This window comes from Streptomyces sp. NPDC104309 (assembly GCF_055584025.1).
The window spans coordinates 446690-469635 of the sequence record NZ_JBVJMV010000001.1 but is presented as its reverse complement, the minus strand read 5'-3'; the positions used below and the strand labels follow the sequence as shown (position 1 = coordinate 469635).

At 69.8% G+C, this 22946-nt stretch carries 24 protein-coding genes and 3 pseudogenes; 9 read left to right on the top strand and 18 right to left on the bottom strand.

All coding sequences use genetic code 11. The annotated features are described in order from the left end of the window. Nucleotides 1–78 precede the first annotated feature (78 nt). Nucleotides 79–1053, top strand: a complete 975-nt coding sequence (locus ACZ68L_RS01450) for an acyl-ACP desaturase (RefSeq protein ID WP_469573228.1) — start codon at nucleotides 79–81, stop codon at nucleotides 1051–1053. Nucleotides 1054–1139: 86 nt separating this feature from the next. Here the strand turns inward: ACZ68L_RS01450 and ACZ68L_RS01445 are convergent, their stop codons facing one another. From ACZ68L_RS01445 to ACZ68L_RS01400, 10 genes are all read right to left on the bottom strand, one after another. Continuing rightward, nucleotides 1140–1640 (bottom strand): tetratricopeptide repeat protein, encoded by a 501-nt coding sequence (locus tag ACZ68L_RS01445; RefSeq protein ID WP_469573226.1) that lies wholly within the window; start codon nucleotides 1638–1640, stop codon nucleotides 1140–1142. A gap of 93 nt (nucleotides 1641–1733) precedes the next feature. Further along, entirely contained in the window at nucleotides 1734–1988 is a 255-nt protein-coding gene (locus ACZ68L_RS01440) for a WhiB family transcriptional regulator (protein ID WP_351072723.1), read from the bottom strand. A gap of 73 nt (nucleotides 1989–2061) precedes the next feature. Next, on the bottom strand, nucleotides 2062–2862 hold the full coding sequence (locus ACZ68L_RS01435) for a VOC family protein (protein WP_469573224.1): 801 nt from the start codon (nucleotides 2860–2862) through the stop codon (nucleotides 2062–2064). A 168-nt stretch (nucleotides 2863–3030) separates the two neighbouring features. Beyond that, the gene (locus ACZ68L_RS01430; RefSeq protein WP_469573222.1) at nucleotides 3031–4104 is read right to left on the bottom strand and encodes an LLM class flavin-dependent oxidoreductase; all 1074 of its coding nucleotides are present in this window, start codon (nucleotides 4102–4104) and stop codon (nucleotides 3031–3033) included. Between the two features lie 4 nt (nucleotides 4105–4108). Further along, the gene (locus ACZ68L_RS01425; protein WP_469573221.1) at nucleotides 4109–4996 is read right to left on the bottom strand and encodes an ABC transporter substrate-binding protein; all 888 of its coding nucleotides are present in this window, start codon (nucleotides 4994–4996) and stop codon (nucleotides 4109–4111) included. Further along, nucleotides 4997–5761, bottom strand: a complete 765-nt coding sequence (locus ACZ68L_RS01420; protein WP_469573219.1) for an ABC transporter ATP-binding protein — start codon at nucleotides 5759–5761, stop codon at nucleotides 4997–4999. It lies immediately after the preceding gene. Further along, complete coding sequence (locus tag ACZ68L_RS01415) at nucleotides 5758–6588, bottom strand: ABC transporter permease (RefSeq protein WP_469573217.1); 831 nt, start codon at nucleotides 6586–6588, stop codon at nucleotides 5758–5760. The genes ACZ68L_RS01420 and ACZ68L_RS01415 overlap by 4 nt, the downstream gene beginning before the upstream one ends. Continuing rightward, entirely contained in the window at nucleotides 6585–7607 is a 1023-nt protein-coding gene (locus tag ACZ68L_RS01410; protein WP_469573215.1) for an NrtA/SsuA/CpmA family ABC transporter substrate-binding protein, read from the bottom strand. Before ACZ68L_RS01410 ends, ACZ68L_RS01415 begins: the two co-directional genes overlap by 4 nt. Nucleotides 7608–7628: 21 nt before the next feature. Continuing rightward, complete coding sequence (locus ACZ68L_RS01405) at nucleotides 7629–8651, bottom strand: ABC transporter substrate-binding protein (protein WP_469573213.1); 1023 nt, start codon at nucleotides 8649–8651, stop codon at nucleotides 7629–7631. Nucleotides 8652–8801: 150 nt separating this feature from the next. Then, a complete protein-coding gene (locus ACZ68L_RS01400; protein WP_351072738.1) occupies nucleotides 8802–8912 on the bottom strand; it encodes a putative leader peptide in 111 nt (36 codons plus the stop codon). Nucleotides 8913–9110: 198 nt separating this feature from the next. On the opposite strand from ACZ68L_RS01400, the gene ACZ68L_RS01395 reads away from it, so the two are divergent. The 3 genes and pseudogenes from ACZ68L_RS01395 to ACZ68L_RS01385 all read left to right on the top strand — a co-directional run. After that, complete coding sequence (locus ACZ68L_RS01395; protein WP_469573211.1) at nucleotides 9111–9896, top strand: IclR family transcriptional regulator; 786 nt, start codon at nucleotides 9111–9113, stop codon at nucleotides 9894–9896. Between the two features lie 96 nt (nucleotides 9897–9992). Beyond that, entirely contained in the window at nucleotides 9993–12206 is a 2214-nt protein-coding gene (locus tag ACZ68L_RS01390) for a DEAD/DEAH box helicase (RefSeq protein ID WP_469573209.1), read from the top strand. Between the two features lie 380 nt (nucleotides 12207–12586). Next, nucleotides 12587–12943: pseudogene (locus ACZ68L_RS01385) on the top strand (IS1380 family transposase); the annotation flags it as partial. A gap of 7 nt (nucleotides 12944–12950) precedes the next feature. On the opposite strand, the gene ACZ68L_RS01380 reads toward ACZ68L_RS01385, so the two are convergent. Together ACZ68L_RS01380 and ACZ68L_RS01375 are read right to left on the bottom strand one after the other, a co-directional pair. After that, nucleotides 12951–15197 (bottom strand): tetratricopeptide repeat protein, encoded by a 2247-nt coding sequence (locus ACZ68L_RS01380; protein WP_469573207.1) that lies wholly within the window; start codon nucleotides 15195–15197, stop codon nucleotides 12951–12953. Further along, nucleotides 15190–15609: a hypothetical protein gene (locus ACZ68L_RS01375; RefSeq protein ID WP_469573206.1), complete on the bottom strand. Its 420-nt coding sequence runs from the start codon at nucleotides 15607–15609 to the stop codon at nucleotides 15190–15192. The genes ACZ68L_RS01380 and ACZ68L_RS01375 overlap by 8 nt, the downstream gene beginning before the upstream one ends. 335 nt (nucleotides 15610–15944) lie before the next feature. Between ACZ68L_RS01375 and ACZ68L_RS01370 the strand changes: the two genes are divergently transcribed. The 3 genes and pseudogenes from ACZ68L_RS01370 to ACZ68L_RS01360 all read left to right on the top strand — a co-directional run bounded on the left by ACZ68L_RS01370 (nucleotide 15945) and on the right by ACZ68L_RS01360 (nucleotide 18339). Next, nucleotides 15945–16472 carry a GNAT family N-acetyltransferase gene (locus tag ACZ68L_RS01370; RefSeq protein WP_469573204.1) on the top strand — a complete coding sequence of 176 codons (528 nt, stop codon included), beginning with the start codon at nucleotides 15945–15947 and terminating at the stop codon, nucleotides 16470–16472. Nucleotides 16473–16562: 90 nt separating this feature from the next. Then, nucleotides 16563–17076: pseudogene (locus ACZ68L_RS01365) on the top strand (IS1380 family transposase); the annotation flags it as partial. Nucleotides 17077–17580: 504 nt separating this feature from the next. After that, nucleotides 17581–18339: a thioesterase II family protein gene (locus ACZ68L_RS01360; RefSeq protein WP_469573202.1), complete on the top strand. Its 759-nt coding sequence runs from the start codon at nucleotides 17581–17583 to the stop codon at nucleotides 18337–18339. A gap of 384 nt (nucleotides 18340–18723) precedes the next feature. Here the strand turns inward: ACZ68L_RS01360 and ACZ68L_RS01355 are convergent, their stop codons facing one another. The 5 genes and pseudogenes from ACZ68L_RS01355 to ACZ68L_RS01335 all read right to left on the bottom strand — a co-directional run. After that, nucleotides 18724–18858, bottom strand: a complete 135-nt coding sequence (locus ACZ68L_RS01355; RefSeq protein WP_469573200.1) for a hypothetical protein — start codon at nucleotides 18856–18858, stop codon at nucleotides 18724–18726. A gap of 56 nt (nucleotides 18859–18914) precedes the next feature. After that, nucleotides 18915–19379, bottom strand: a complete 465-nt coding sequence (locus ACZ68L_RS01350; RefSeq protein ID WP_469573198.1) for a hypothetical protein — start codon at nucleotides 19377–19379, stop codon at nucleotides 18915–18917. Between the two features lie 62 nt (nucleotides 19380–19441). Further along, nucleotides 19442–19660, bottom strand: coding sequence for a DUF5988 family protein (locus tag ACZ68L_RS01345; protein ID WP_469573196.1), 219 nt, complete (start codon nucleotides 19658–19660; stop codon nucleotides 19442–19444). A 14-nt stretch (nucleotides 19661–19674) separates the two neighbouring features. Continuing rightward, nucleotides 19675–20055, bottom strand: coding sequence for a 4'-phosphopantetheinyl transferase family protein (locus ACZ68L_RS01340; RefSeq protein ID WP_469573323.1), 381 nt, complete (start codon nucleotides 20053–20055; stop codon nucleotides 19675–19677). A gap of 36 nt (nucleotides 20056–20091) precedes the next feature. After that, a pseudogene (locus tag ACZ68L_RS01335) lies at nucleotides 20092–20361 on the bottom strand (4'-phosphopantetheinyl transferase family protein); the annotation flags it as partial. 171 nt (nucleotides 20362–20532) lie between these two features. On the opposite strand from ACZ68L_RS01335, the gene ACZ68L_RS01330 reads away from it, so the two are divergent. Both ACZ68L_RS01330 and ACZ68L_RS01325 read left to right on the top strand, forming a co-directional pair. Further along, the gene (locus ACZ68L_RS01330) at nucleotides 20533–21546 is read left to right on the top strand and encodes a 3-dehydroquinate synthase family protein (RefSeq protein ID WP_469573322.1); all 1014 of its coding nucleotides are present in this window, start codon (nucleotides 20533–20535) and stop codon (nucleotides 21544–21546) included. A gap of 127 nt (nucleotides 21547–21673) precedes the next feature. Continuing rightward, the gene (locus tag ACZ68L_RS01325) at nucleotides 21674–22108 is read left to right on the top strand and encodes a type II 3-dehydroquinate dehydratase (RefSeq protein ID WP_469573194.1); all 435 of its coding nucleotides are present in this window, start codon (nucleotides 21674–21676) and stop codon (nucleotides 22106–22108) included. Nucleotides 22109–22208: 100 nt separating this feature from the next. On the opposite strand, the gene ACZ68L_RS01320 is transcribed toward ACZ68L_RS01325, so the two are convergent. Next, nucleotides 22209–22940, bottom strand: a complete 732-nt coding sequence (locus ACZ68L_RS01320; protein WP_469573192.1) for a VC0807 family protein — start codon at nucleotides 22938–22940, stop codon at nucleotides 22209–22211. Nucleotides 22941–22946 lie beyond the last annotated feature (6 nt).

Genomic DNA, 22946 nt, shown 5'->3' with positions numbered 1-22946 from the left:
GTGGCCTTACCCCCGCTTTAACCTACGGTCTCGTAACCTACGTTCCCGTAGGTACTTCTCCCGTCCCCAGGAGTCCCCGTGACGATCACCGCTCCCCACCTCGGCAGCCCCCGGGCGTGGACCGACGCCCAGCTGCTCCACGCCCTGGAAGAGGTGGTGGAGAAGGAGCTCAACCGCCATCTCAAGGTCGCCAAGGACTGGATGCCCCACGAGTACGTGCCGTTCTCCGACGGGCGGAACTTCCCGGGCGTCTTCGAGGACGGTGAGGCCTGGCGGGCCGACCAGTCCAAGGTCACCGACATCGGCAAGGTCGCGCTGGTCGTGAATCTGCTGACCGAGGACAACCTCCCGAGTTACCACCACGAGATCGCCTCCCTCTTCGGCCGTGACGGCGCCTGGGGCACCTGGGTGCACCGCTGGACCGCGGAAGAGGGCCGGCACGGCATCGTGATGCGCGACTATCTGCTCACCTCGCGCGCCGTCGACCCGGACAAGCTGGAGCAGTTCCGGATGGCGCACATGGCGGAGGGCTTCGAGTCCGACAACCGTCACTCGATGCTGCACTCCGTGGCGTACGTCGCCTTCCAGGAGCTGGCCACCCGCGTCTCGCACCGCAACACCGGCCATCAGTCGGGCGACCCGGTCTGCGACCGCATGCTGGCGCGGATCGCGACCGACGAGAACCTGCACATGATCTTCTACCGCAACCTCCTCGGCGCGGCCTTCGAACTCGCCCCGGATCTGACCATGCAGGCCGTGCGTGACGTCGTCGTCAACTTCCGGATGCCCGGTCACGGCATGCCGGGCTTCGAGCGGGCCGCGGCGCAGATGGCGATCGGCGAGATCTACAACATGCGCATCCATCACGACGACGTGATCCAGCCGGTGCTCCGCTACCTGAAGGTCCTCAGCATCGACGGCCTGGGCCCCGAGGGGCTGCAGGCGCAGGAGGAGCTGGGCCTGTACATGGGCGGTCTGGACAGCGAAGCGGCGAAGTTCGACGAGAAGCTCGCTGCCCGCAAGGCACGGATGGCCGCGCGCGCCGGGGCCTGACGCCCCGTTCGGCGCTCCTGGGCCGCTGGACGGGCCACGGGTCGGCCACCCTGTCCAGCGGCCGTGGCCGGGCTTCCGCGCCCGGCTCATATCGTCGCGTGCAGGTCCTGCGCGTAATGCTCGATAGCGCGTCGGTACTGGCGCACGCGCGGGTCCTCGCTGGTGGCGGCGAGCAGTTCCAGCAGCAGTCGGCTGGATTCGAGATGCTCGCCCGTGTTGAAGAGGGCCATGGCGAGGAACGTCCGCAACGCCCCGTCGTCGGGGAACTCCTCGACACCGCCGCGCAGCACCTCGACGGCTCTCTCATGGTGTCCGAGCACCCGATGCGTACTCCCGAGACCGAGCAGCGCGCCCCGGCGGTCCTCCTCCGAAAGCCCGGTGCCGTCCAGAGAGCGTTCGTAGAACGGCACGGCCTCCGCTTCCAGACCGAGCACATCGTGGACCCAGGCGGTCTGGTAGGCCACTTCGGCATCCGTGGGGAAGGCGGCGCAGAGGGCGAGCAGTCGCTGTCGGGCTTCCTCGGCATGTCCTTCGGTGCGCAGGCGCACGGCCGTCGCGAGCAGTGCGTCCCTGTCGTGATCGTTCATGCGGGCATCTTCCCAGGCCGGCGCGGCCTGTCCGGCTGCGGGGACCGGCGGCCCGCACGCGTGGGTGCGGCCGGTGCCCCGGTCGGGGCGGGCTCAGGCCCGGTCGCGACCCGTTCTGCGCAGCCGCTCCCGCTCCTTCTCGGAGAGGCCGCCCCAGACGCCGAAGCGCTCGTCGTTGGCGAGGGCGTACTCCAGGCACGCCTCGCGCCCCTCGCAGGCATTGCAGAGTTGCTTGGCCTCACGTGTGGAGCTGCCGGGAGCAGGAAAGAAGAACTCGGGCCCCGCCTGCGCGCACAGCGCCGTCTCCTGCCAGGCGAGCGCGGGGTCGGCCGCGGTGTTGATCAGCATGGAACCTACCGTGCCCGGTAGCGATAAACGACTGATCAACGCTTCATCAATGCGGCGCGCCGGTGGCTTCCGGTCAGCCTTCCGGCGTCGGCGCACTCTTGATCAGGGCGAATTCCGCGCCGTCCGCATCGGCGACGTCGGCGAACGTGCCCACGCCTTCCATCTCCAGCGGCTCCAGCGTCACTTTGCCGCCCAGCCGCTCCACGTCCGCGACGGCGGCGTCGCAGTCGTCGACCTCGAAGTACGGCAGCCAGTGCGGTCCGGCGACCGCTCGTGTCGCAACGGCGTTGAGCGGCACCAGGCCGCCGAAACTCGCCCCCTGCCCGCCGCCCTCGGTCCGGATCACCGTATAGGACCCGCCGCCTCCCGGAAACGGTGTCAGCCCGGTCTGCCATCCGAACACGGCGCCGTAGAACGCGGCGGCCGCCGGGACGTCCGGGGTGTACAGCTCGGCCCAGCACAAGGAACCCGCGATCCCCACGGCACCGAGGCCCGGATTCTCCCTCGGCTGCCAGACACCGAAGAACGCCCCCGCCCGGTCCTTGAAACCGGCCGTCCTGCCGAAGTCCAGCACATCTCTCGGGGCGAACGGAACGCTGCCGCCGGCCTGCTCGACCGCCCGCGCCGTGGCATCGGCGTCCGGTGACCGGAAGTACACCGACCAGGACGGCTTCGCCTGCTTCTCGGTGACCTCCATCGCGCCGCCGACCGTCCTCCCGCCCAGTGTGAACATGCCGTAACCGCCGGTCTCCGGGCCCCCGGCCACGAACTCCCAGCCGAACAGACCGGTGTAGAACGCGATGGCCCCGTCGAGGTCGGGCGTGCCCAGATCGATCCAGTTGGGCGCTCCGGTGACAAAACGGGTGGTGAGCATGGCGAGCTCCTTCGATGAGGCCCGTTCTCGCGGTGCAGGCGCGTCATTCCCGACGTTCCGAGTCTCGCACCGGGCACTGACGACCGCAGCCCGCGCCTGTCGGGCACCCGGTGCCTTACGCCGTACGGTGGCCCCCCGGCCACCGTACGGAGCATCGGCCGCCGTGTCTCAGACCTTCACCCCCAGCGCCGGGAGCACGGTCTCCGCCACCCGGTAGGCCTCCTCCAGCAGCGGGTTGCCGGAGAGGATGAAGGTGTCGACGCCCAGGTCCTCGAACTCCTTGAGCCGCTCGACCACCTGGGCCGTCGAGCCGACGACCGCGGTGCCGGGGCCCGGTCGGAAGAGGCTCATGCCCGGCCACATGTTGGGGTACGCCTCCAGTTCCCGGGCGTGGGCGGGGACCTTGCCGCCGTGCTGGCGGAACTGGCGCTGCCAGCCCACGCCGTCCTCTCCCGCCCGGTCGGCCACCTGGCGCGCGTACGTCGCGTCGCTCGTCACGTCGAGGAGACGGTCGGCCGCCGCCCATGCCTCGTCCTCCGTGTCGCGGACGATGAGGTGGAGACGCAGTCCGATCCTGAGCGTGCGGCCGTGGGCGGCGGCGCGCCCTCTGACCCTCTCCAGCTTCTCCTTGAGCAGGTGAGGGGGCTCGCCCCACGTCAGGAAGACGTCGACGTGCTCGGCCGCCATCTCGATACCGGGGTCGGAGGAGCCGCCGAACCACAGCGGGATATGCGATTCCTGGACCGGCTTCAGCTCTCTGAAGGACGCGCCGGCGTTCTTCAGGTCGTAGAAGCGGCCCTTGTGGTCGAACACCTCGCCGGCGGTCAGCCGCTTCACGATCGACCAGTACTCGGCGCTCAGCTCGTACCGCTCGTCGTGCTCCACGTGGAGGCCGTACTCCTGGAGCGACGTGGTCGAGCCGTTGACGACGTTGAAGCGGAGCCGACCGCCGAAGAGGGTGTCGAAGCTGAGGGCCATCTTGGCGAGCAGGGTGGGCGAGATCAGGCCGGGGTGGACGGCCAGCAGGGGCTTGAACCTGGTGCTGGTGGAGGCGGCGAGCGCGCTGCCGAGTGGCCAGACGTCGTACAGGTCGGTGGCGAGCAGCGCACCGCTGTAGCCGAGGCGTTCGACCGTACCGGCCAGCTGGGCGAGGTAGCCGAGATCCACCGGCCGCCGTCCTGCGGGCTCCCAGGGGTAGGCGCCCTCGCGCGGGATGATGTACCAGAGCACTTCGGTCGCCATGTCGTCACGCCGCCTTGTCGGCGAGGGCACCGGCCCGTGCGTGGGCGACGGTGACCGGCCGGTCGATGAAGCCGGTGCGGTGGAAGATGTCGGCCGCCTCCTGCTGCTCGGCGATGAAGGCGTCGGTGACGGGCTCGATCTTCCAGGGCAGGGTGCGCAGCGCGGTCTCCCAGTCGTCGGCGGATCCGCCGAGGTCGGCGGCGGCGATCTCGGCGGCCCGGCGGGGATGGGCCGCCGCCCAGTCGTCGGCGCGCCGCAGAGCGCGGGTGAGCGCCTCGATGATCTCGTGGCGGTTCTCGGCCAGGTCCCGGCGGGCGAAGAAGACGGAACGGTCGCTGATGACGTCGCCGGTACGGATCAGGGTGCGCAGCCCGCCGGTGCGGCGGGCCGCGGCGAGCTGGGCGCCCTGCGCGACCCAGCCCGCGATGGCACCGGTGCGCAGCAGTTCCTCGCTGTCGTCGCCGCTGCGGACGGCCGTGATGTCGTCGGCGTACGAGAGCCCGGCGTCGTCGAGCGCCTTGGCGATCAGATGGGTCTGCCAGGAGCCGATCGCGAGGTGGACGGTGGTGCCCTTGAGGTCGGCGACGCTCCGCACGGGGCTGTCCTCGGGGACGAGGAGCGCGCCGTGTTCGGGGCGCGGGGCGGAGACGGCGGTGTACACGATGTCGTGGCCCGCCGCCTGGGCGGTGACCGGCGGGGTGGAGCCGGTGCCGCCGAAGTCGATGACGCCCTGGCTGAGGAGTTCGCCGGTGCGGACCCCGTTGGTGTACGGGTGGAAGACCACGCTCTCGCCGAACGGGGCCAGTTCCTCCTGGGCCAGGCCCAGCCGGGAGAGGTGGTACAGGTGGTAGAGGGACGGGTTGCTGCTGTGCACTCCGATGGTGATGGTCATTCAGATCACTCCGACTTCAGCGCGTTCGGGGGAGGTTGAGGGTCGCGAGGGGAGCGGGGCCGTCTCGACCCCGAGGTCGTCGAGGAGTCGTCGGCGCAGGGCCGCGAACGCGGGGTCGCCGGGGTCGCGCGGCCGGTCGACGGCGACGGCCTCGTCGGTGACGAGCCGTCCGTCGCGCAGGACCGCGACCCGGTCGGCGAGCCGTACCGCTTCGTCGACGTCATGGGTGACGAGGAGGACGGCGGGCCGGTGGTTGCGGCACAGCTCCCCCACCAGGTCCTGCATCCTGAGCCGGGTCAGGGCGTCGAGCGCGGCGAACGGCTCGTCCAGCAGCAGCAGTTCGGGCTCACGGACCAGGGCGCGGGCGAGCGCGACCCGCTGGGCCTCGCCGCCGGAGAGGGTGGCGGGCCAGGCGTCGGCGTGCCGTTCCAAGCCGACTTCGGCCAGGGCCCGCAGCCCGTGCCCGGAACGGCCGCGCGGCAGCGCGACCGTCACGTTGGCGAGGACCTTCTTCGACGGTACGAGGCGGGGCTCCTGGAAGACGACGGTGCGTGCCCGGGAGACGAGGACCTCTCCCTCGTCGGCGCCGTCGAGTGCGCCCAGAATGCGCAGCAGCGTCGTCTTGCCGCTTCCACTGGCGCCGAGCAGGGCGACGAACTCGCCCCGCGCGATGTCCAGTCCAAGGCCGTCGAGCACGGCACGGTCGCCGAACACGCGGCGCAGCCCGCGCACCCGTACCGCGGCCTGTGGGGTCTGCTCGGTCATCGGGTGGCTCCCCTCGGGGCGCGCCACGGCATCAGCACGCGCTCCAGCAGCCGTACGACGATGTCGGCGGTGAGGCCGAGCAGCCCGTAGACGAGGATGCAGACGGCGAGGATGTCGGTGCGGGCGTAGCTCTGCGCCTGGGACATCAGATAGCCGATGCCGGCCGTCGCGTTGATCTCCTCGGCGGCGATCAACGCGATCACGCTGAGCGTCATGGAGAGCCGCAGTCCGGCGAGCAGGGACGGCAGCGCTCCGGGCAGGACGACCTCGCGCACGAGAGCGAACCGTCCCATGCCGAAGCTGCGCATGGCTTCGACGAGTTTGGGATCGGTGTCGCGCACCCCGCTCGATGTCGACACATACATCGGGAAGGTGGTGGCGACGGCGATGAGCAGGATCTTCGCGGTCTCGTTGATCCCGAACCAGACCATGAACAGGGGCACCAGGGAGAGGAACGGGATGGTGCGCAGGGTCTGCAGGGAGGAGTCGAGGAGTTCGTCGCCGAGGCGGGTGAATCCGGTGGTGATCCCGAGGGTCAGCCCGGCGGCGAGCCCGATGACGAGGCCGAGACCGGAGCGGGTGAGGGAGGTGGTGAGCGCGTCGGGCAGTTGCCCGTTGCCCCACAGCTCCCCCACGGCACGCAGCACCTCGGCGGGCGAGGCGAGCACGTCGGGGGTGAGGAGTCCGGTGGCGGACGCCGCCCACCACAGCGCGAGAAGGGCGACGGGGCCGAGGGCGCGGACGGTGGCGGAGCAGGCGCGGCCGCGGGCCCTGCGCCGCCGGGGGCGTGGCCGGACGAGCCCCGGAGTCAGGGTGGTGTCGCTCACTTCAGCTTCTCGATGTCGAGGAGGTGGGCGGCGACGTCGACCTTGGTCGTGGTGACCTTCTGTTCGGCGTAGAAGGCGGCGACGGCCTCGAAGCGCTTGATGTCCTCGGGCCCGATGGGTCCGACCGTGCCGCCCTTGCGGGTGAAGTCGGTCTGGACCTGCTTCGCCTTGCCGGTGACGGCGGTCGGTCCCACGTCGGTGAAGACGTTGAGATACGCGGCCGGGTCCTGCTTCTCCTTGGCGCTGGCGTCGTGGAGGTACTGGTAGAGCGCCTTCACGACCTTCGGGTGCTGCTCCGCGAAGCCTGTGCGCACGGCGTTGAGGCTGTAGTTGTCGGAGCCGATCGCGGCGCCACCGGCGACGAAGTGCGCCTTGCCGGTACCGATTTCGGCGACGGCATAGGTCGCCCAGACGGACCAGGCGTCGACCTTGCCGGCGTTGAAGACGGCAGCCGTCTGGTCGGGGCGCAGATAGACCCGCTTGACCTTGTCGGCGGGGACACCGGCCTCGGCGAGCGCCTTCAGCAGCAGGTACTCGCCGGTGCCCCCCTGGTTGACGGCGACCTTCCTGCCGACCAGGTCGGCGACCGAGTCGATGCCGGAGCCGTTCTTGACGAGGATGCCCTCGCCAGCCGCGTCCGGGGCGACGGCGGTGAAGAACGTGAATCCGGGGCGCTGGGCGAGCGAGGTGATGCCGGAGGTGATGGAGCCGGTGGCGATGTCGAGCTGGTCGGCGTTCATCGCCTGGGCGGCCGGGGCGAAGGGCCCGGCGCTGCCGGTCCACCGCACCTTGGCACCGACCTCGGCGAGCGCCTTGTCGAGGCTGCCGTCCTTCTTGCCGAGGGCGAGCACACCGGAGTTGCCGGGGTCGGGGATGCGGATGTCCACCGTGCTCCCGGCACCGGAACCGCCGCTGCCGTTGTCGGCCCCGGAGGCTCCGCACGCGGTCAGGGCGAGGAGTGCGGTGGCGGTGAGCAGCGCGGGGGCGACGGCCGTACGCAGTGGTCGGGGAAGCTTCATGGCGTTGGGGGTCCTCGTGGCTCAGGGGGCGGGCAGTGCGGAGACGGAGGGGCGCCGGCGGGCGAGTGCGGTGGCGCGGCGCAGCGGTTCGGGGTCGGCCCAGTCCGTGACGTCGACGGGTTCGGGCAGGAAGCCGTGGGCGCGCAGCCCGGCCTCCTGTTCGGCGAGGAGGGCGAGGCGTTGCGGGGAGAGATCGGGATGGAGGGTGAGGTGGGTGCCCGGCCGGTAGGCCCCGGCGACGCCCTCGGCGCCCGCCCCGGTCTCGGCGCCGAGGATCCGGGCGACCTCGCCGGGCTGTCCGGCGGCCCAGTCGGCGGCCCGGAGCAGTACGGCGAGGAAGCGGTCGACGAGGTCGGGGTGGTCGTCGAGGAGCTGCTGATGGACGGTGATGGGGCGCGGGGTGCCGTTGTTGATCCGGAACCGGCGGTCGGGCAGTTCGTCGAGTTCGACGGCGATCTCGGCGCCCGCCCGCCGTGCCGCCTCCACGGCCAGTGCGCCCTTCACGTACACGGCGTCGACGTCACCGCGTCGCAGCGCCGCCAGCTCGGCCGCCCACTGGCCCTGGTGTTCCGCCGCGGGTACGTCGACGAGTGCGGCGTCGTCCAGTGCGAGGCCGGCACCGGCGAGCGCGCCCTCGAAGCCGCGCAGGGCCATGGCCCGCCAGAAGTCGATGGCGATGTCGTGCTCGGGAACGGCGAGCCGTAGCCCACGCAGGGCCTCGACGCCCCTGATGCCGGAGCCCGGCCCGACCAGTACGGTCTGCCGTTCCTCGATCCAGGTGAGACCGATCAGCCGTGTCCGCTCGCCGCGCGAACGGGCCCACAGGGCGGGGACGTTGCCGCCCTCGCGGAAGAGGCCCGGCAGGGCGTGGGTGAAATGGGCGGCCCGGTCGGCGTCGGGCGCGGTGTCCTGGAGCGAGCGCACCGTGATGCCGTCGGGGGCGAACTCTTCGGTGAGCCACTGCCGGTCGGCGGCGATGCCGGTCGCGGTGGGGACGGGACAGCGGGTGAACCAGAGCGTCCTGGGCAGGACGGCATGCGTCATGAAGTCTTCCCGAGAGGTCGGCGAAGGGATGGAGTCAGGGCATGCGGCACGTACGTCGGGGATGGGGGCACCGCGCACGGCGACAGGACCCGGACCGCGTCGAGAACGCGGCGGGCGAGAGGGAGAAAAAGTGCGGGGAATGAAGGAGGGTCAGCGACAGACGGCGCTGGAGACCCGCGCCAGGTCTATGTGACGGCGCAGCGTGAGGGCGAGCAGGACCGGAGCAGCGGGTGCGGAGGTCGCGGTGCGGCGGCCGGTCATGACACTGCTCCCTTCTGCTCGTCGATGGTGACGGGCAGCAGCCTGCCACGGACGCGCGTCGACCTACAACTCGCTTCCCATGATGTGGGATTGAGTATGAACGGAGTGTTTCACCGCAGCATTGTGCGGGCTCTCAACTCCCGTAATGTGGCAACCCTGTGCCCCACCATCCCCCTCACGAGCGGAGAGTGACCCGATATGACCGAGGCCGACGTGACGGCGCGTGCTCCCGGCGGAGCACAGGCGGTCCGGCGCGCTCTGGACGTGCTGCACTGTTTCCACGACAACGGCCCCGACCTCAGCGCGTCCGACCTCGCCCGCCGCCTCGGACTCTCGGTCTCCACGGCGCACCGGCTGGCCCGGACACTGCTCGGCGCGGGCTTCCTGGAGCAGGACGCCCGTACGTCCCGCTACCGGCTCGGCCCCGCCGTGACCGAACTGGGCCGGCTCTCGTACCACCGGCGCGGTCTGCATCTGGCCGCTCCGGAGCTGGCGGATCTGGCCGAGCGCACGGGGGCCACCGCGGACCTGGCACTGCGCAGCGGGCCCCATGCGGTGATCGTCGCGGGTGGTTCGGTCACCCCGAAGGTGGGGCTGCGCAGGCCACTGCACTCCACGGCGCTCGGCAAGGTGCTGCTGGCCTGGGCGCGGCCGGGCGAGGGCGGACCCTCCTCCCTTCCTCCGCTCCCCGCGTTCACCGACCGCACGATCGTCGAACGTGTCGCACTGGAGGCCGAGTTGGCGAAGGTCAGATCCGACTCCTACGCGCTCAACGACGGCGAGTCGGCGTACGGGGTGCGGACCCTGGCGGTCCCGGTGCTGGACGGCTCGGGGTATGTGCGCTTCGCCCTCGCGGTCCGGGCCACGCCGTCCGTGATCACGAACGCGCGCACCGGGTGGTTCCTGTCGCAGGCCCGCTCCTGTGCGCGGGCCCTGGAGATCCTGCTGCTGTCCCCGGCGGAACGCCGTCCTCCGGCGCCCTGAGCCAAAGGCGCTGTCGGCGCCGCGTGGCACGATATGAATCGCCCGGGGCAGGCGCCGGGCAGGACGGCAGCCGGCTGCGCGGACAGAGGAACGTACATGACAGAGGCCGGACCGACGGAGGCCGGGGCACCCACGGGAAAGGCCGCCCGGGCGCTGCTGGCGCAGGCCGAGCGTCTGCTGGACACGGCGCGCGCGGTGCGGGCCGATCACGCCCGCGCCGTCGAAGCCGTGCGCACGGCGCTGGCTCCGCTGCTCGACTCCCTCATCCGTCGCGAACTGTCGGCGATCCCCGTCTCCCGGCTCAAGGACGTCACCGAGGGCAGGTTGCGGCTCGGCGCGGTCGAGCAGGCCGGCTTCACGAACGTCGGCCAGGTCCACGAGGCCAATCGCTACGAGCTCCGCCAGATCCCGGGAGTCGGCGTGCAGACCGCCGACCAGGCGCTGGCCGCGGCCGGGCAGATCGCCCACGCAGTGCGGGACACCGTCGCGGTCCGGATAGACGTGGACACCCCGGACGACTCCACGACCGCGCTGGTCACCGCGTTGCACCGGCTGGTCGAGGCCGGTCCCGACGTCCGCCGGGCGGTGGACGCGGCGGTCCGGCTCGTCGCGAGTCTTGAGCCACTGCTGACCGCGGCGGGGCCGGCCCGTGGGCGGCTGCGCATGCTGTTCGCCCGTCGCCCGGCCCGCGCCGAGGCACTGGCGGCCGTCGCCTCGGTGCGGGCCGTCGTCGCCGAAGCGACGGCGCGCGAGCTTCTCCTGCTGTTCGGGCAGGTGTCCGTCGATCTGCTGCGGGAAGCGGAGTCGGACCTCACGGCATGGGTCGACTTCGAACTGCGGTCCGCCGAGTACTACAGCCTGCTCGCCGAGTTGTCGGGCACCGGCCCCGACCAGGACGCGGCCGAGGGGTTCCTCCCGACCGGGATCGCGGACCGGGTGCGCGGCCTACGGCTCGACGACGCCCATCTGCGCGTCTCCCTGCGCGGCTACCAGTCGTTCGGCGCACGGTTCGCGCTCGCGCAGAAGCGCGTGATCCTCGGTGACGAGATGGGGCTCGGCAAGACCGTCCAGGCCATCGCCGCGCTCGCGCATCTCTCCGCACGGGGCGAGACCCACTTCCTGGTGGTCTGCCCGGCGAGTGTACTGATCAACTGGGCGCGCGAGGTCCGTGCCCGGTCCACCCTGCGCGCGCTGCCGGTGCACGGCCCCGAGCGGCAGGGCGCGTTCGCCGAGTGGCGGGAGTCCGGCGGGGTCGCCCTCACTACGTTCGACGCTCTGCACACCCTGCCGGCCGCCCGAGACTGCGAGATGAGACCCGGCATGCTCGTGGTCGACGAGGCCCATTATGTGAAGAACCCCGCCACCCGCCGGTCCCGGGCGGTGTCCGGCTGGACGCAACGCACGGAACGGGTGCTGTTCCTGACGGGTACACCGATGGAGAACCGGGTCGAGGAGTTCCGCAGCCTGGTCCGCCACCTCCAGCCCGAACTGGCGCCCTCGATCCACACCACCCATGGAGCCGCGGGTTCGCACGCCTTCCGCAAGGCCGTCGCCCCGGCGTATCTGCGGCGCAATCAGGAGGATGTGCTGACGGAGCTCCCGGCACTGGTGCAGGTCGACGAGTGGGAGGAGTTCAGCGAGGGCGATCTCGACGCCTACCGCGAGGCTGTGGGCGCAGGGCACTTCATGCGGATGCGCCGGGCCGCGTACGCGCGGCCCGCCACGTCCGCCAAGCTGCACCGGCTGCGCGAACTGGTCGCGGAGGCCGCGGACAACGGCCTCAAGGTCGTCGTGTTCTCGTACTTCCGCGAGGTGCTCCTGACCGTCGGACAGGCCCTGGGAGCAAGCGTGTTCGGACCTCTCACGGGGAGTCTCCCGGCTGCCCGGCGCCAGGAGATCATCGACGACTTCGCCGCCGTGCAGGGCCATGCCGTCCTGCTGAGTCAGATCCAGGCCGGCGGGGTCGGGCTGAACATGCAGGCCGCCTCGGTCGTCATCCTCTGCGAACCGCAGATCAAGCCGACGATGGAGCACCAGGCGGTGGCCCGCGCCCATCGGATGGGACAGATACGGACCGTCCAGGTGCACCGGCTCCTCGCGGCCGACAGCGTCGACGAACGGATGCTGAACATCCTGGCCCGCAAGGAGCGGTTGTTCGACCTGTACGCACGGCGCAGCGCCGTCGCCGAGACGACGCCGGACGCCGTGGACGTGTCGGACGGGGCTCTGGCCCGACGCATCGTCGAGGAGGAACAACTGCGCCTCGCCACCGGAGCGGCCGGAACGGCCGCGGCGGCGCCGGAGAACTGACCAGTCGAAAGCCGTGCACCGCCGGATCACGGGCGGCCGCGCCTCGCCCGTCGTCCCCGTCCGGCAGTCCCGGCCCGGGCACCGGAGAGCACGTGGAGCACGCCGCTGCCTTGGCGGGCCCTCGCCGGGCTCGATCGCGGCGCTCCAATGGGGGTGGGCCGGGTCGAGGTCGTCGGCCTCGTGGATGCCGGGGAGGCCGACGGTGTTGAATTTGCCGTGCTCGCTGGTGTGCAGCCGCACCGGCGGGTGGGGCGCGTCAGCAGCGTTCACCGTCCGCGTGGGTCCGGCGCTGGACCCGCACGCGATCGACGGTTCTGGTGGCCGGCAGCGCGAGCGGCGGACCAATGAGGTACTGCCATACGCACCACCGGCTCCTCGTGGATCCTGGACGGACCGCCACCGACCCGGCGGTGATGCTCGCCGACGGTGGCGAGGCCATAGCGGACCTGGCCGTCCTACGGGACCAGGCCGAAGTGGTCGGCTCGGTCGCCTCGACACCGACGGCCTGGCGGCTGCTCGCCGACGTTGACGAGCGGGCACTGGCTCTTCTGCGCTCGGCCCGCGCTTCGGCTCGGGAGGTCGCCTGGATGCAGGCCGCCGAGACCACTGACGGCATACCCGCTGCCCAGGCCGACGGACGCGAACTTCCCGCCCTCGTCCTGGACCTCGACGCCACGCTGATCACCTGCCACTCGGCGAACAGCAGCGCCTCATCACCCCAACCGAAACGGCGAGGCTAAGAGGCTAAGATCCGTCCAACCGTTGACGTTCTCGCCAATCGGCGAGGCGGGTCCGGGTGATGAGGGTGCTCGAGTGGTCATGGCCCAAGACGCGTTCCTGGTCGGCGAGTACCTCTTCGAGCGCGGCAATGGCACTCGTGGTGTCCCCTGCTATGCCCCTCATGTTGGCAAGCTGGCTTCGGGCCAAAAGGGTGTGAGGATGGTCAGGGCCTAGCACACGCCGATGGTGAGTGACCGACTGACTCAGGGCGACTACCGCTCCTGCGGCGTCTCCTGCCGACCCGCGGTACAGGGCAAGTTCGTACCCTGTCATCAAGGCCAGCTGATGATCTGGTCCCAGGGCGCGTTCCATTTGGGGAAGCAGCGCTGCGCACGTATCTGCCGCGCTGGCATGGTCACCCGATAATCCCTGTAGCCGGGACAGGGAGTGCCGGGCTTCAAGGGTGTCCTCGTGGTCCGGCCCCAGGACCCTGTTCAGGTCAACGAGCAGTTCGACACATACGGCGAGGGCTCCGCCGAGATCCCCGGCGTCTGCGCGCACGCGAATGAACTTTACCCGGGCTTTGAGTACCCGGGGATCCTGGAAGGCCTCGGGATTTTGTTGCACTACGTCCAACAGTTCGGCGTAACGTGCCGCCTGGGCTACAGCCTCGGCAGTCTGCTCATCCTGCGGATTCTCATCCGTAGTCCAGCTCGCGGAGCTGGCCTGGCGTTTGTGCTGCTGTCCCTGGAATGGCCCCTGTTGGGGGTGCGTGTTGTTTCCGGCCGCGCTCCCTCTGAGCTTGAGCAAGCTCCTGGCGGTGGCGATGGTGTCGGGGTGGTCGGGGCCCAGTCTGCTCACCTGGTCGGCGAGGAGTTCCTGGCGGGTGGCGATGGTGTCGGGGTGGTCGGGGCCCAGTCTGCTTACCTGGTCGGCGAGGACCGACTCCAAAATGCCCGTAGCGATGCTCGTGCCCAGGTCTTCTAAGAATCCCTTGACGGCGTCGGGGCGGTCGGAGTCCAACGTGCCTGACAGGCCGGCGAGTAGCTCTTCCAAGTCCCGCCAAGAGCGTGCGGGGCCGATGTCGGGGAATTCACTGGGCATTTGGAGGCCCAGGTCGCCCCACGTCTGCGGGATGACGTCCTTGCAGAAGTGCAAACGCCAGGCATCGTGGGCCTTCCTGTACTCGACATCCCGGTCGGTCCACATGAACGGTCCGAACCCCTGAGTCATCCGCTCTTGGCGCTCCCTCATGATGTGCGCCTGGACGAGTGGGGCGCGCAGCGCGGCGCTCAGCAGGCGGTGTGCCTTGTCGTCTTCGCCGCGTCGCCACGCGACCATCCCAAGGACACACAGTGCGCTGTGGAACGCCTGGCACGCCTCGGTCGCGCGATGGGCGCTGTGCAGGGCGCGAAGCCGGAATTCCTCCCTGTGCTTGCGCTCCGCACGGCGTCCCTTGGGTCGCGGGGTGGTGTACACCCAGGTGCCGAGGATGAGGTTATAGCAGGTGACGAAGGTCGCGGCGTCCGCCGCGAGTTCTTCATTCATCTCCTCGGAGATCTCAAGCAGAGATGCCCAATTCGACGGAAGCAGTCGGCTTTCCAGGGGCATCGCTTCGGGAAGCAGGTGCCCGTGCTGGATGTGGGCAAGTTCGTGCGCGATAACGAACGACATCGCCGCTGCCTTGTAATCACCCGGACCCTGGCCACTCGCCCACGGCAGCCCCATCTGATGTGCCGTCTCAAGCGGACTCTCCGGCAAGGGCCCAGCACCAGGAGCCTCCAGCGACTTCACGTACTCGATTACGGCAGAATCGAGCAGTTCCTGCGGCTGCCTGGCATCCCAGCCCGCAGTGAACGCCTCCTGGAAGCGGGGGTGGATCATGTTCACACCCCAGGCGATCTCCGCGGCCATCTGGACGGGCAGCAATGCGACGCCGATGAGATAGCCCGTGGCCTCCCCTGGATTCTTCCAGACCTGCGACTCCACCGCGTTGGACGGAAGACAGAACACCTCCACGGATCCTGCCAGTTCCCTGGCCTGGTCCCGTTCGTCCGGAGGGAACGTCCCGAGCAGCCTGTCCAGGACCAGCCGGGCCTGGGGCTGGGTATCGGTGAAATACTTCTCCCACGCCCGCCAACGATCCTTCTCGCCGGTAACCCGCCGCAGGTAGTCGAAGTCGGCGAACGCCAGGCTCATCTCCCGCGCCTCGGTCACAAGCGCCTGGTTCTGAAGTCCTGGGAACAGGGAACTGCGCGTCACATCAGGCATTTCCCCGCTCTCCGGTCCCCGTAGAGTCACTTCCGCGTGGAGGGAGCGCACCCGCGATGATGTCCGCCAACCCGACCCCGTCCCGGACCGCGACCTCCCCCGACACGGACCGCACGACCACAACACCGCGGGGTAGAGACGGGTCCTGGCGAACAGTCAGTCGCAACCCCATTGCGTCGACCACTACGCCCTTGCTCCAGGACTTCCGCAGCGTATTGATCATGTAGGCGAGAGCGTGCGTTGCCACCGACCCGATCAACAGTATCTCCGCCAGGGAAACAGACCCTCGGGCCTCTACCTCCCTCTCGACACTTTCCACTGCGGCGAAAGCCGCATGTGCGGCGGCCCGCTCTTGCGGATCAGCGGGGGAGAGCACATTCACCCTGATCCGCTCGGTCTCGGCCTCGTCCATCAAGCCTCCATCGCATGGTTCGCAACTCCGCTAAAGCCAAGTTTGGCACCAAACAGATGCTGTAACAGCGAGATCGGAGATTAGCTAACCTCGCCGTTTCGGTTGAGATGAGGCCGGAAGCGGGGAAGAAATACGAAAGTGCCTCCTGAGCTGGGACGATGGACCTTATCGAGGGGTTCTTTCGGTCCAAGCGGAAGGCACTCTCTGCGTGCAGGGTATCGAGAACACGAGCTGCGCGATCGGCTCGATCTTCCGGCGGGCTCAGGGTGCGGCCGCGCGGGCACCCTCGCATAGGCTGGCCGTCTCATCCGACGCACTGCGACGAGGATCAGCCCATGCGCAGCAGCACCAGGATCCGCCTGATCGAGCCCAACGACGCCGCCTCGATCGCCGCGCATCGGGTGCGGGACTTCGAGGCTTTCCGGCCGTGGGAACCGGCCCAGCGGGCCGACTTCTTCACCCCGGAGGGCCAGGCGGAGCGGATCGACAGCCTGCTGGCCGGATACCGGGCCGGCTCGGTCTGGCCGGGCGTGGTGCTCGCCGACGACCAGGTGATCGGGCAGGTCACCGTCGGAGGCATCCTGCCGCAGCCGCACCTGCGCCGCGGCTCCGTCGGATACTGGATCGCCAGCGTCGCCCAGAATCAAGGGCACGCCGGGCACGCCGTCGGGCTTGTACTCCGGGTGATGACGGACACACTCGGGTTGCACCGCGCCGAGGCGTCCACCAATCTGGAGAATCTGCCGTCGCAGCGGGTGCTGCGCCGCAACGGGTTCAGCCCGTACGGCGTCGCGCACTCCTCGATCTTTCTCGACGGGAGCTGGCGGGACGGGCTGCTGTGGGAGCGGATCCTCGGCGACTGACCTCGCCGCTTCGGCTGCGATGAGGCCGGAGGCGGGGAGGACATACGAAAGTGCCTTCTGAGCTGGGACGATGAACCTTGTCGAGGGGTTCTGTCGGTCCAAGCGGAAGGCAATTTCTGCGTGCAGGGTATCGGTTCTCGTCCCAAGCTCCACGTCTCCGCTGACGGTTGGGGGGTGGTCGGGCACGCGGGCGCACGTTTGCTGGCGGATCTTGCCGGTGCCACCCGTCTGACCACCGCCTACTCCACTGCGCTCAGGCCGCTGCGACCGCGTGGCACCGGGCACGATCCAGGTCGGACCGCCACCGATCTCGCGGTGATGCTCGCCGACGGCGGTGAGGCGATAGCGGATCTGGCCGTACTGCGGGACCAGGGCGAGGTATTCGGACCGGTCGCCTCCACGCCCACGGCCTGGCGGTTGCTCGCCGACACCGACGGGGCAGTACTCGCTTCGCTGCGAGCGGCCCGCTCCTCGGGCCCGGGAAGTCGCCTGGATGCAGGCCGCCGAGACCGGCTAGGGCATACCCGCGGTCCAGGCCGGCGGACGAGAACTTCCCGGCGTGGTCCTGGACCTCGACGCCACGCCGATCACCTCCCACTCGGAACCTCGCTACCGGCTGCTGCACGTTGCCGCCCGCCTCACCCGCGGTGGACGCCGCCTCCGCCTGCGGATCTCGGCGACCTGTCCCTGGAGACACGAACTGGCCACGGCTTTCCACCGCCTTGCCGCACTGCCCCGACCGGTTGACTGACCTGCGGCCCTTCGCCCACCGACGATCCGAAGGACCCGGAGAACCCGACCATTGCGCCGGGACTCCACCATGCCCAGGCAACAGAATCGCCTCGGACACCCGACAGCTGATGACCAACGCAGCCGCCTCAGCCCGACCGAAGCGGCGAGGCCAATGTAGGTTTCCGGTTACACATCGACGCCGGGACACGCGTTCCCGATCTCCCCCTACGTCGAATTACGCAACCCTACAACAGCCCCTACAACACAGGGGTTGTGTCCGTTCGGCACGGCCCGGCAGGCTGGTGCGTGAATCCCGCTCGCCGTGCGGGCAGGCGCGACCGCCCTCCTCGACCGGCAGCACGCGAAAGGACTTCGGGTGACCGCGAACCTCACCGACACCAGCCTGTGGATCCGTCGATTCCACCCGGCCCAGGACGCGCCGGCGAGACTCCTGTGCCTGCCGCACGCCGGAGGCTCCGCGCCGTTCTACTTCCCCGTGTCGAAGGCGCTTTCGCCCGACGTCGACGTGCTCGCCGTGCAGTACCCGGGCCGTCAGGACCGCCGCACCGAGCCGTGCATCGAGTCCCTCCCCGAACTGGCCGACGTACTGGTCGAGCAGGTCCTGCCGTGGACCGACCGGCCGCTCGCGCTGTTCGGGCACAGCATGGGCGCCTCGCTCGCGTTCGAGCTCGCCCTGCGTCTGGAGGAGCGGGGGACGGTGCCGCTGGTGGTGTTCGCCTCCGGGCGGCGCGCGCCGTCCCGGCACCGGGACGAGACCGTCCACCTGCGTGACGACGACGGCATGGTCGCCGAGCTGCGTGCGCTCAGCGGCACCGACGCCCAGGTGTTCGGCGACGAGGAGCTGCTGCGCATGGTGCTGCCCGCGATCCGCAGCGACTACAAGGCCGCCGAGACCTACCGGCACACGCCCGGCGCCCGCCTCGCCGCCCCCATCCATGTGCACGTGGGCACCGAAGACCCGAAGGCTACTCTGGACGAGGCCCGCGCCTGGGGCGAGCACACGAAGAGCGACTTCGAGATGCACACCTATCCGGGCGGACATTTCTACCTGAACAACCACGCACCGCGTGTCATATCCACGATTTCCGAGAAGATTTCCGCACTGCTTCCGTAAGCGGAATATTCGCTGCTGCCGCGACCGGGGTAATCCTCTATAGGGGTACTGGGTCCGGAGGGGTTGTTGGGGGCGGGGTCACGCCCCAACAGTGGACGGCATGACCATCCATCCCCAAGGGCCGGTCCCTTTCGTCTCCAGCTCGGCCCGCGGCCATTTGAAAACTGACCATGGCCGGTGAACTCGCCGCCCGCGGCGGGCTCGATGTGTGTTTCGCCGCGGACGACGACGTCCGCGGCGACCTGGAGGCACTGGGGAGCGGCTCCGTCACGTACGTACCGCTGGGCCCGCAGGTCCGGGGGCTGCACCCGACCTCTGGGACGACAAGGCGCACCGGGCGGCCACGACGCAATCGAAGTGGAAGAACTGCGTCGCCGTCATCCGCTAGGCCCTGGACGTGACGGTGCTCACCGAGTAGTACCTCGCGCTGGACGCCGAGGCCGAGCGCATCAGGCCCGCGCTCATGGTGGTCGACGCCGAGACGGTGTACGCCGTCGACGTGGCGATGACGCGCGGCATCCCGTTCGTCCTCAGCGTGCCCTACCCGGCTTCTTTCAGCCGCTGCTTCCCAAGGACTACCCGACCCAGCTGTCCGGGCTGCCGCAGCGCATGACGCGCGCCCAGCGGGTGGCCAACCGCCTGCTCCGTCTGCGGTTCCTGACGCTGCCGCTGCACACAGGCATGCCCAAGAAGCCGGCGGCGGTGGCGGTGGCGGCAACAGCGTCGGCGAGTGCCTGCACTTCGGCAGGCCGCTGGTGGTGGCGCCGCTCCGGCTGGACTGTCACGATCTGGCGGTGCGCGTCGTCGACTGCGGCGCGGGCCTCGCCGTGGACGACACCAGGACGTTCGACGCCGCCGAGGTCATCGCCGAGCCGAACCGGGTGCTGACCGAGAACTCGTTCTCCGAGCGCGCACGCCACTGGGCGGGGCGTCAGCACGAGGCCGGCGGGGTCGCCAGGGCGACCGACCTGTTCGTCGAGTACGGGGAGGGGCCTGCGCGCCCGGTGAACGGCCGGGGGCCGGAACGGGTTCGGGCGCACCGCCACACGACGGTGCGCCCGACCCCGTTCCGGCCCCGAGGATCCGTCGGCGGCGAACCGTGTCACTCGGCGAGCTTGGTGCCCCCCACCCAGACGAACACCCGCAGCTGCATGCCGTCGTGGGTCTCGCTCTCGGCGGTCGGCTCGAAGTGTTCGTAGCAATTGCCCCGCAGTAGCTTCAGCTTGTCGTCGGTGTCCTCCACATAACGAATGCGCTGATCATCCGTCAGATATGGCGAGACGCCACCCCGGAGAATCACATTCGGTTCGACGGCGTTCATACGGTTTCCTCTCCTCAAAGGCCGCTGTCAACAGACGAGCCGCTCGCAACCGACAACGCGATCGCTGTCACCACGAGACCGTTTCCGGTAATCCACCGCCCTGCGATCCCCCGGGGGAAATCCTGAGCACTCCGCACATGAGAGAGCAGCCGCACGGAGAACGTGCCGTCCGTCGGATCGAAGTCGATCACCGCGTCCTCGAATTCCAGCGGGCGGCGCGTGAGCGGATACCAGGTCTTGTAGACGCTCTCCTTGGCGCTGAAGAGCAGCCTGTCCCAGTGCACTTCGGGCACATCGGTGATCAGTTCCTTGACCATGACCTGCTCTTCGGGGAGCGCCACCGCCTCCAGCACACCGTCCGGCAGCGGCAGGTTGGGCTCCGCGTCGATGCCCACCGAGGCCAGCTCGGAGACCTTGCCGACGGCCGCCGCACGGTAGCCGCTGCAGTGTGTGATGCTGCCCCTGACTGAGCGCGGCCAGACAGGAGCCCCTCTGACTCCTTGGAGCACCGGCTGCGGAACGGAGTATCCGAGGCGCGCGAGTGCCTGGCGCGCACAGTACCGTCCGGAGGTGAATTCACGACGTCGCGATTCCACCGAGTCACATATCAGAGCCTCTTCCTCAGGGAAAAGCGTGGCCTCCGCCGGATCCTCGAACGTTTCGTACGAGGCGACCTGAGTCGGCAGTATCTTCTCAAGCATTGACTTTCCTTGGGGAGCGATTTCGAGCAGCGTATTTGTCGCCCCATCGGGGCGGTACCCCTATGCCACCCCTGGTTTCCCCGATACATAATCTGTCGTACTCGCCCATGCTGCATGCTCGGTGCAGGCGATCCGCCGACGCGGCCGACCACGAGGAGTTTTCAAGTGCCCATGACCCACAGGCGGATCGAGGTCGCGCTCGGCGAACGCTCGTACGCCGTACGCATCGGCCCGGGGATACGCCACACGCTTCCCGAGGTCGTCGCCGAACTGGGCGCCAGGCGGGTCGCCGTGGTGTCCGCGCGGCCGGCGGACTGGGTGCCGGATCCCGGGGTGCCCGCCCTGATGCTCGCGGCCAGGGACGGCGAGGAGGACAAGACGCTGGCGACGGTGGAGGAACTGTGCCGCCGCTTCGCCGAGTTCGGCCTGACCCGGTCGGACGCCGTCGTCTCCTGCGGCGGCGGCACGACCACCGACTCGGTCGGTCTCGCCGCCGCGCTCTACCACCGCGGCGTACCGGTGATCCATCTGCCGACGTCGCTGCTGGCGCAGGTGGACGCGAGCGTCGGCGGGAAGACCGCGGTGAACCTGCCCGAGGGCAAGAACCTGGTCGGCGCGTACTGGCAGCCGAAGGCCGTGCTGTGCGACACCGACTATCTGGAGACGCTGCCGGAGCGGGAGTGGGTCAACGGCTACGGCGAGATCGCCCGCTGTCACTTCATCGGCGCGGGCGATCTGCGGTCGCTGCCGCTGCACGAACAGATCGCCGCGAGCGTGGCCCTCAAGGCGTCGGTCGTGACCGCCGACGAGCGGGACGCGGGCCGCCGTCATATCCTCAACTACGGCCACACGCTGGGTCATGCACTGGAGCGGGCGACGGACTACGCGCTGCGGCACGGCGAGGGCGTCGCCATCGGCACGGTCTTCGCGGGCCGGCTCGCGGGGGCGCTCGGCCGGATCGACGCGGCGCGCGCCGCCGAGCATCTGGATGTCGTACGCGGCTACTCGCTGCCCACCGAGATTCCCGCCGGACTCGACCCGGACCGGCTCATCTCCCTGATGCGGCTCGACAAGAAGGCCACGAGCGGTCTGTCGTTCGTCCTGGACGGCGCCCGCGGCCCGGAGCTTGTGCACGACGTCCCGGAGGCCACCGTCGCCGAGACCCTGGCCTCGGTGGCCCCCTAAGTGCCCCCTGAACACCCCACACTTGGCGGCGCGCGGACCGGTGCGGGACTTCGGCAGGGCACGGTGTGACCACTAGGGAACACTGCCGGGCCCTGCGGGGCGCCGGTCCGAGCACGCGGGGTGCATCGTGAGCAGACTGCTTCTCCTCAACGGGCCCAACCTGGGGATCCTCGGCCATCGCGAGCCCGAGGTGTACGGGAAAGCGACGCTGGCCGACATCGAAGCGGCCGTGGCGGAGGAGGTGAAGGGCAACGGCTGGGACGTGGTGTCCGTCCAGCGCGAGTCCGAGGGCGAGCTGATCCAGGCCATCCAGAGCAACTACGACACCGTCGGCGCGATCGTGAACCCCGGCGCCCTGATGATCGCCGGCTGGAGCCTGCGGGACGCGCTCGCCAACTACCCGCGCCCCTGGATCGAGGTCCATCTGTCCAATGTGTGGGCGCGGGAGCAGTTCCGGCACGAGTCGGTGATCGCCCCACTGGCCAGCGGCATCGTCGTGGGGCTCGGGGCGTACGGGTACGAACTGGCGGCCCGCGCCCTGCTGAACCTGACAAGGGATTGACCCGTCCGGGCGGCACCACATGAGTGCGGGGGTGGACTCACGTGGTGAAGGGGACGCCCGGACGGGAGTGTTGGGGATGCTCCGCGAGGTCCGCGGGAGCTCAGACGGAGCTCGGCCTGCCGAGCCGTGCGGCGAGCCGCTTGGCGTACGCCTTGCTGAACTGCACGACCGCGATCAGCATCACGACCAGGACTCCCGCGCCGAGGAGCGGCACGCTGTCGACCGGCAGCGTGTACGCCATCACCACTCGGGCCACGGCGTCGATCAGGAAGGCGGCCCCCCATGCGGCGGTCATCAGGCGCATGGCCTTGCGGAACTCCGGCGAGTTCTCCCAGTCCTCCCGCCAGGAACGCGCGGTGGCCTCCGGGAGGATCTGGATGGTCGCCGCGTAGAGGAAGGGCCGCTTGGCCAGCAGGGTGCTGAGCATCCAGAGGCCGACGAGCGCGGTGAAGTAACTCTCCCTGGCCAGGACCAGTCTGGGGTCTCCGGTGAGCAGCGACACCAGTGTGCTGGTGACGATGATGCTCAGGGAGAAGAGCGTCGTCCGCTCCACCTTGCGCTCTCTGACCACCTGGTAGGCTAGACGGGCCAGCGGCAGGGCACCGCTGATCACGAGGGCCAGCCACTGGTTCGTGCCCAGCATCCGCAAGCCGTAGTAGAGAAGGAGCGGCAGCGCGATGTCGAGGGCGGTGACCTTGATCAGCATGGTGCGCGGGTTGCGTTGCTCGCCCTGCGGTGCAGCTGCGGCCTCTGCCTCCTCCGTCCGTGGCTCCGTGTCGGCCGGCGTCGCGCCGTTCGTCCGCCGTGGCCATTGCGGCGGTTGTGTCGCCACCGTGGC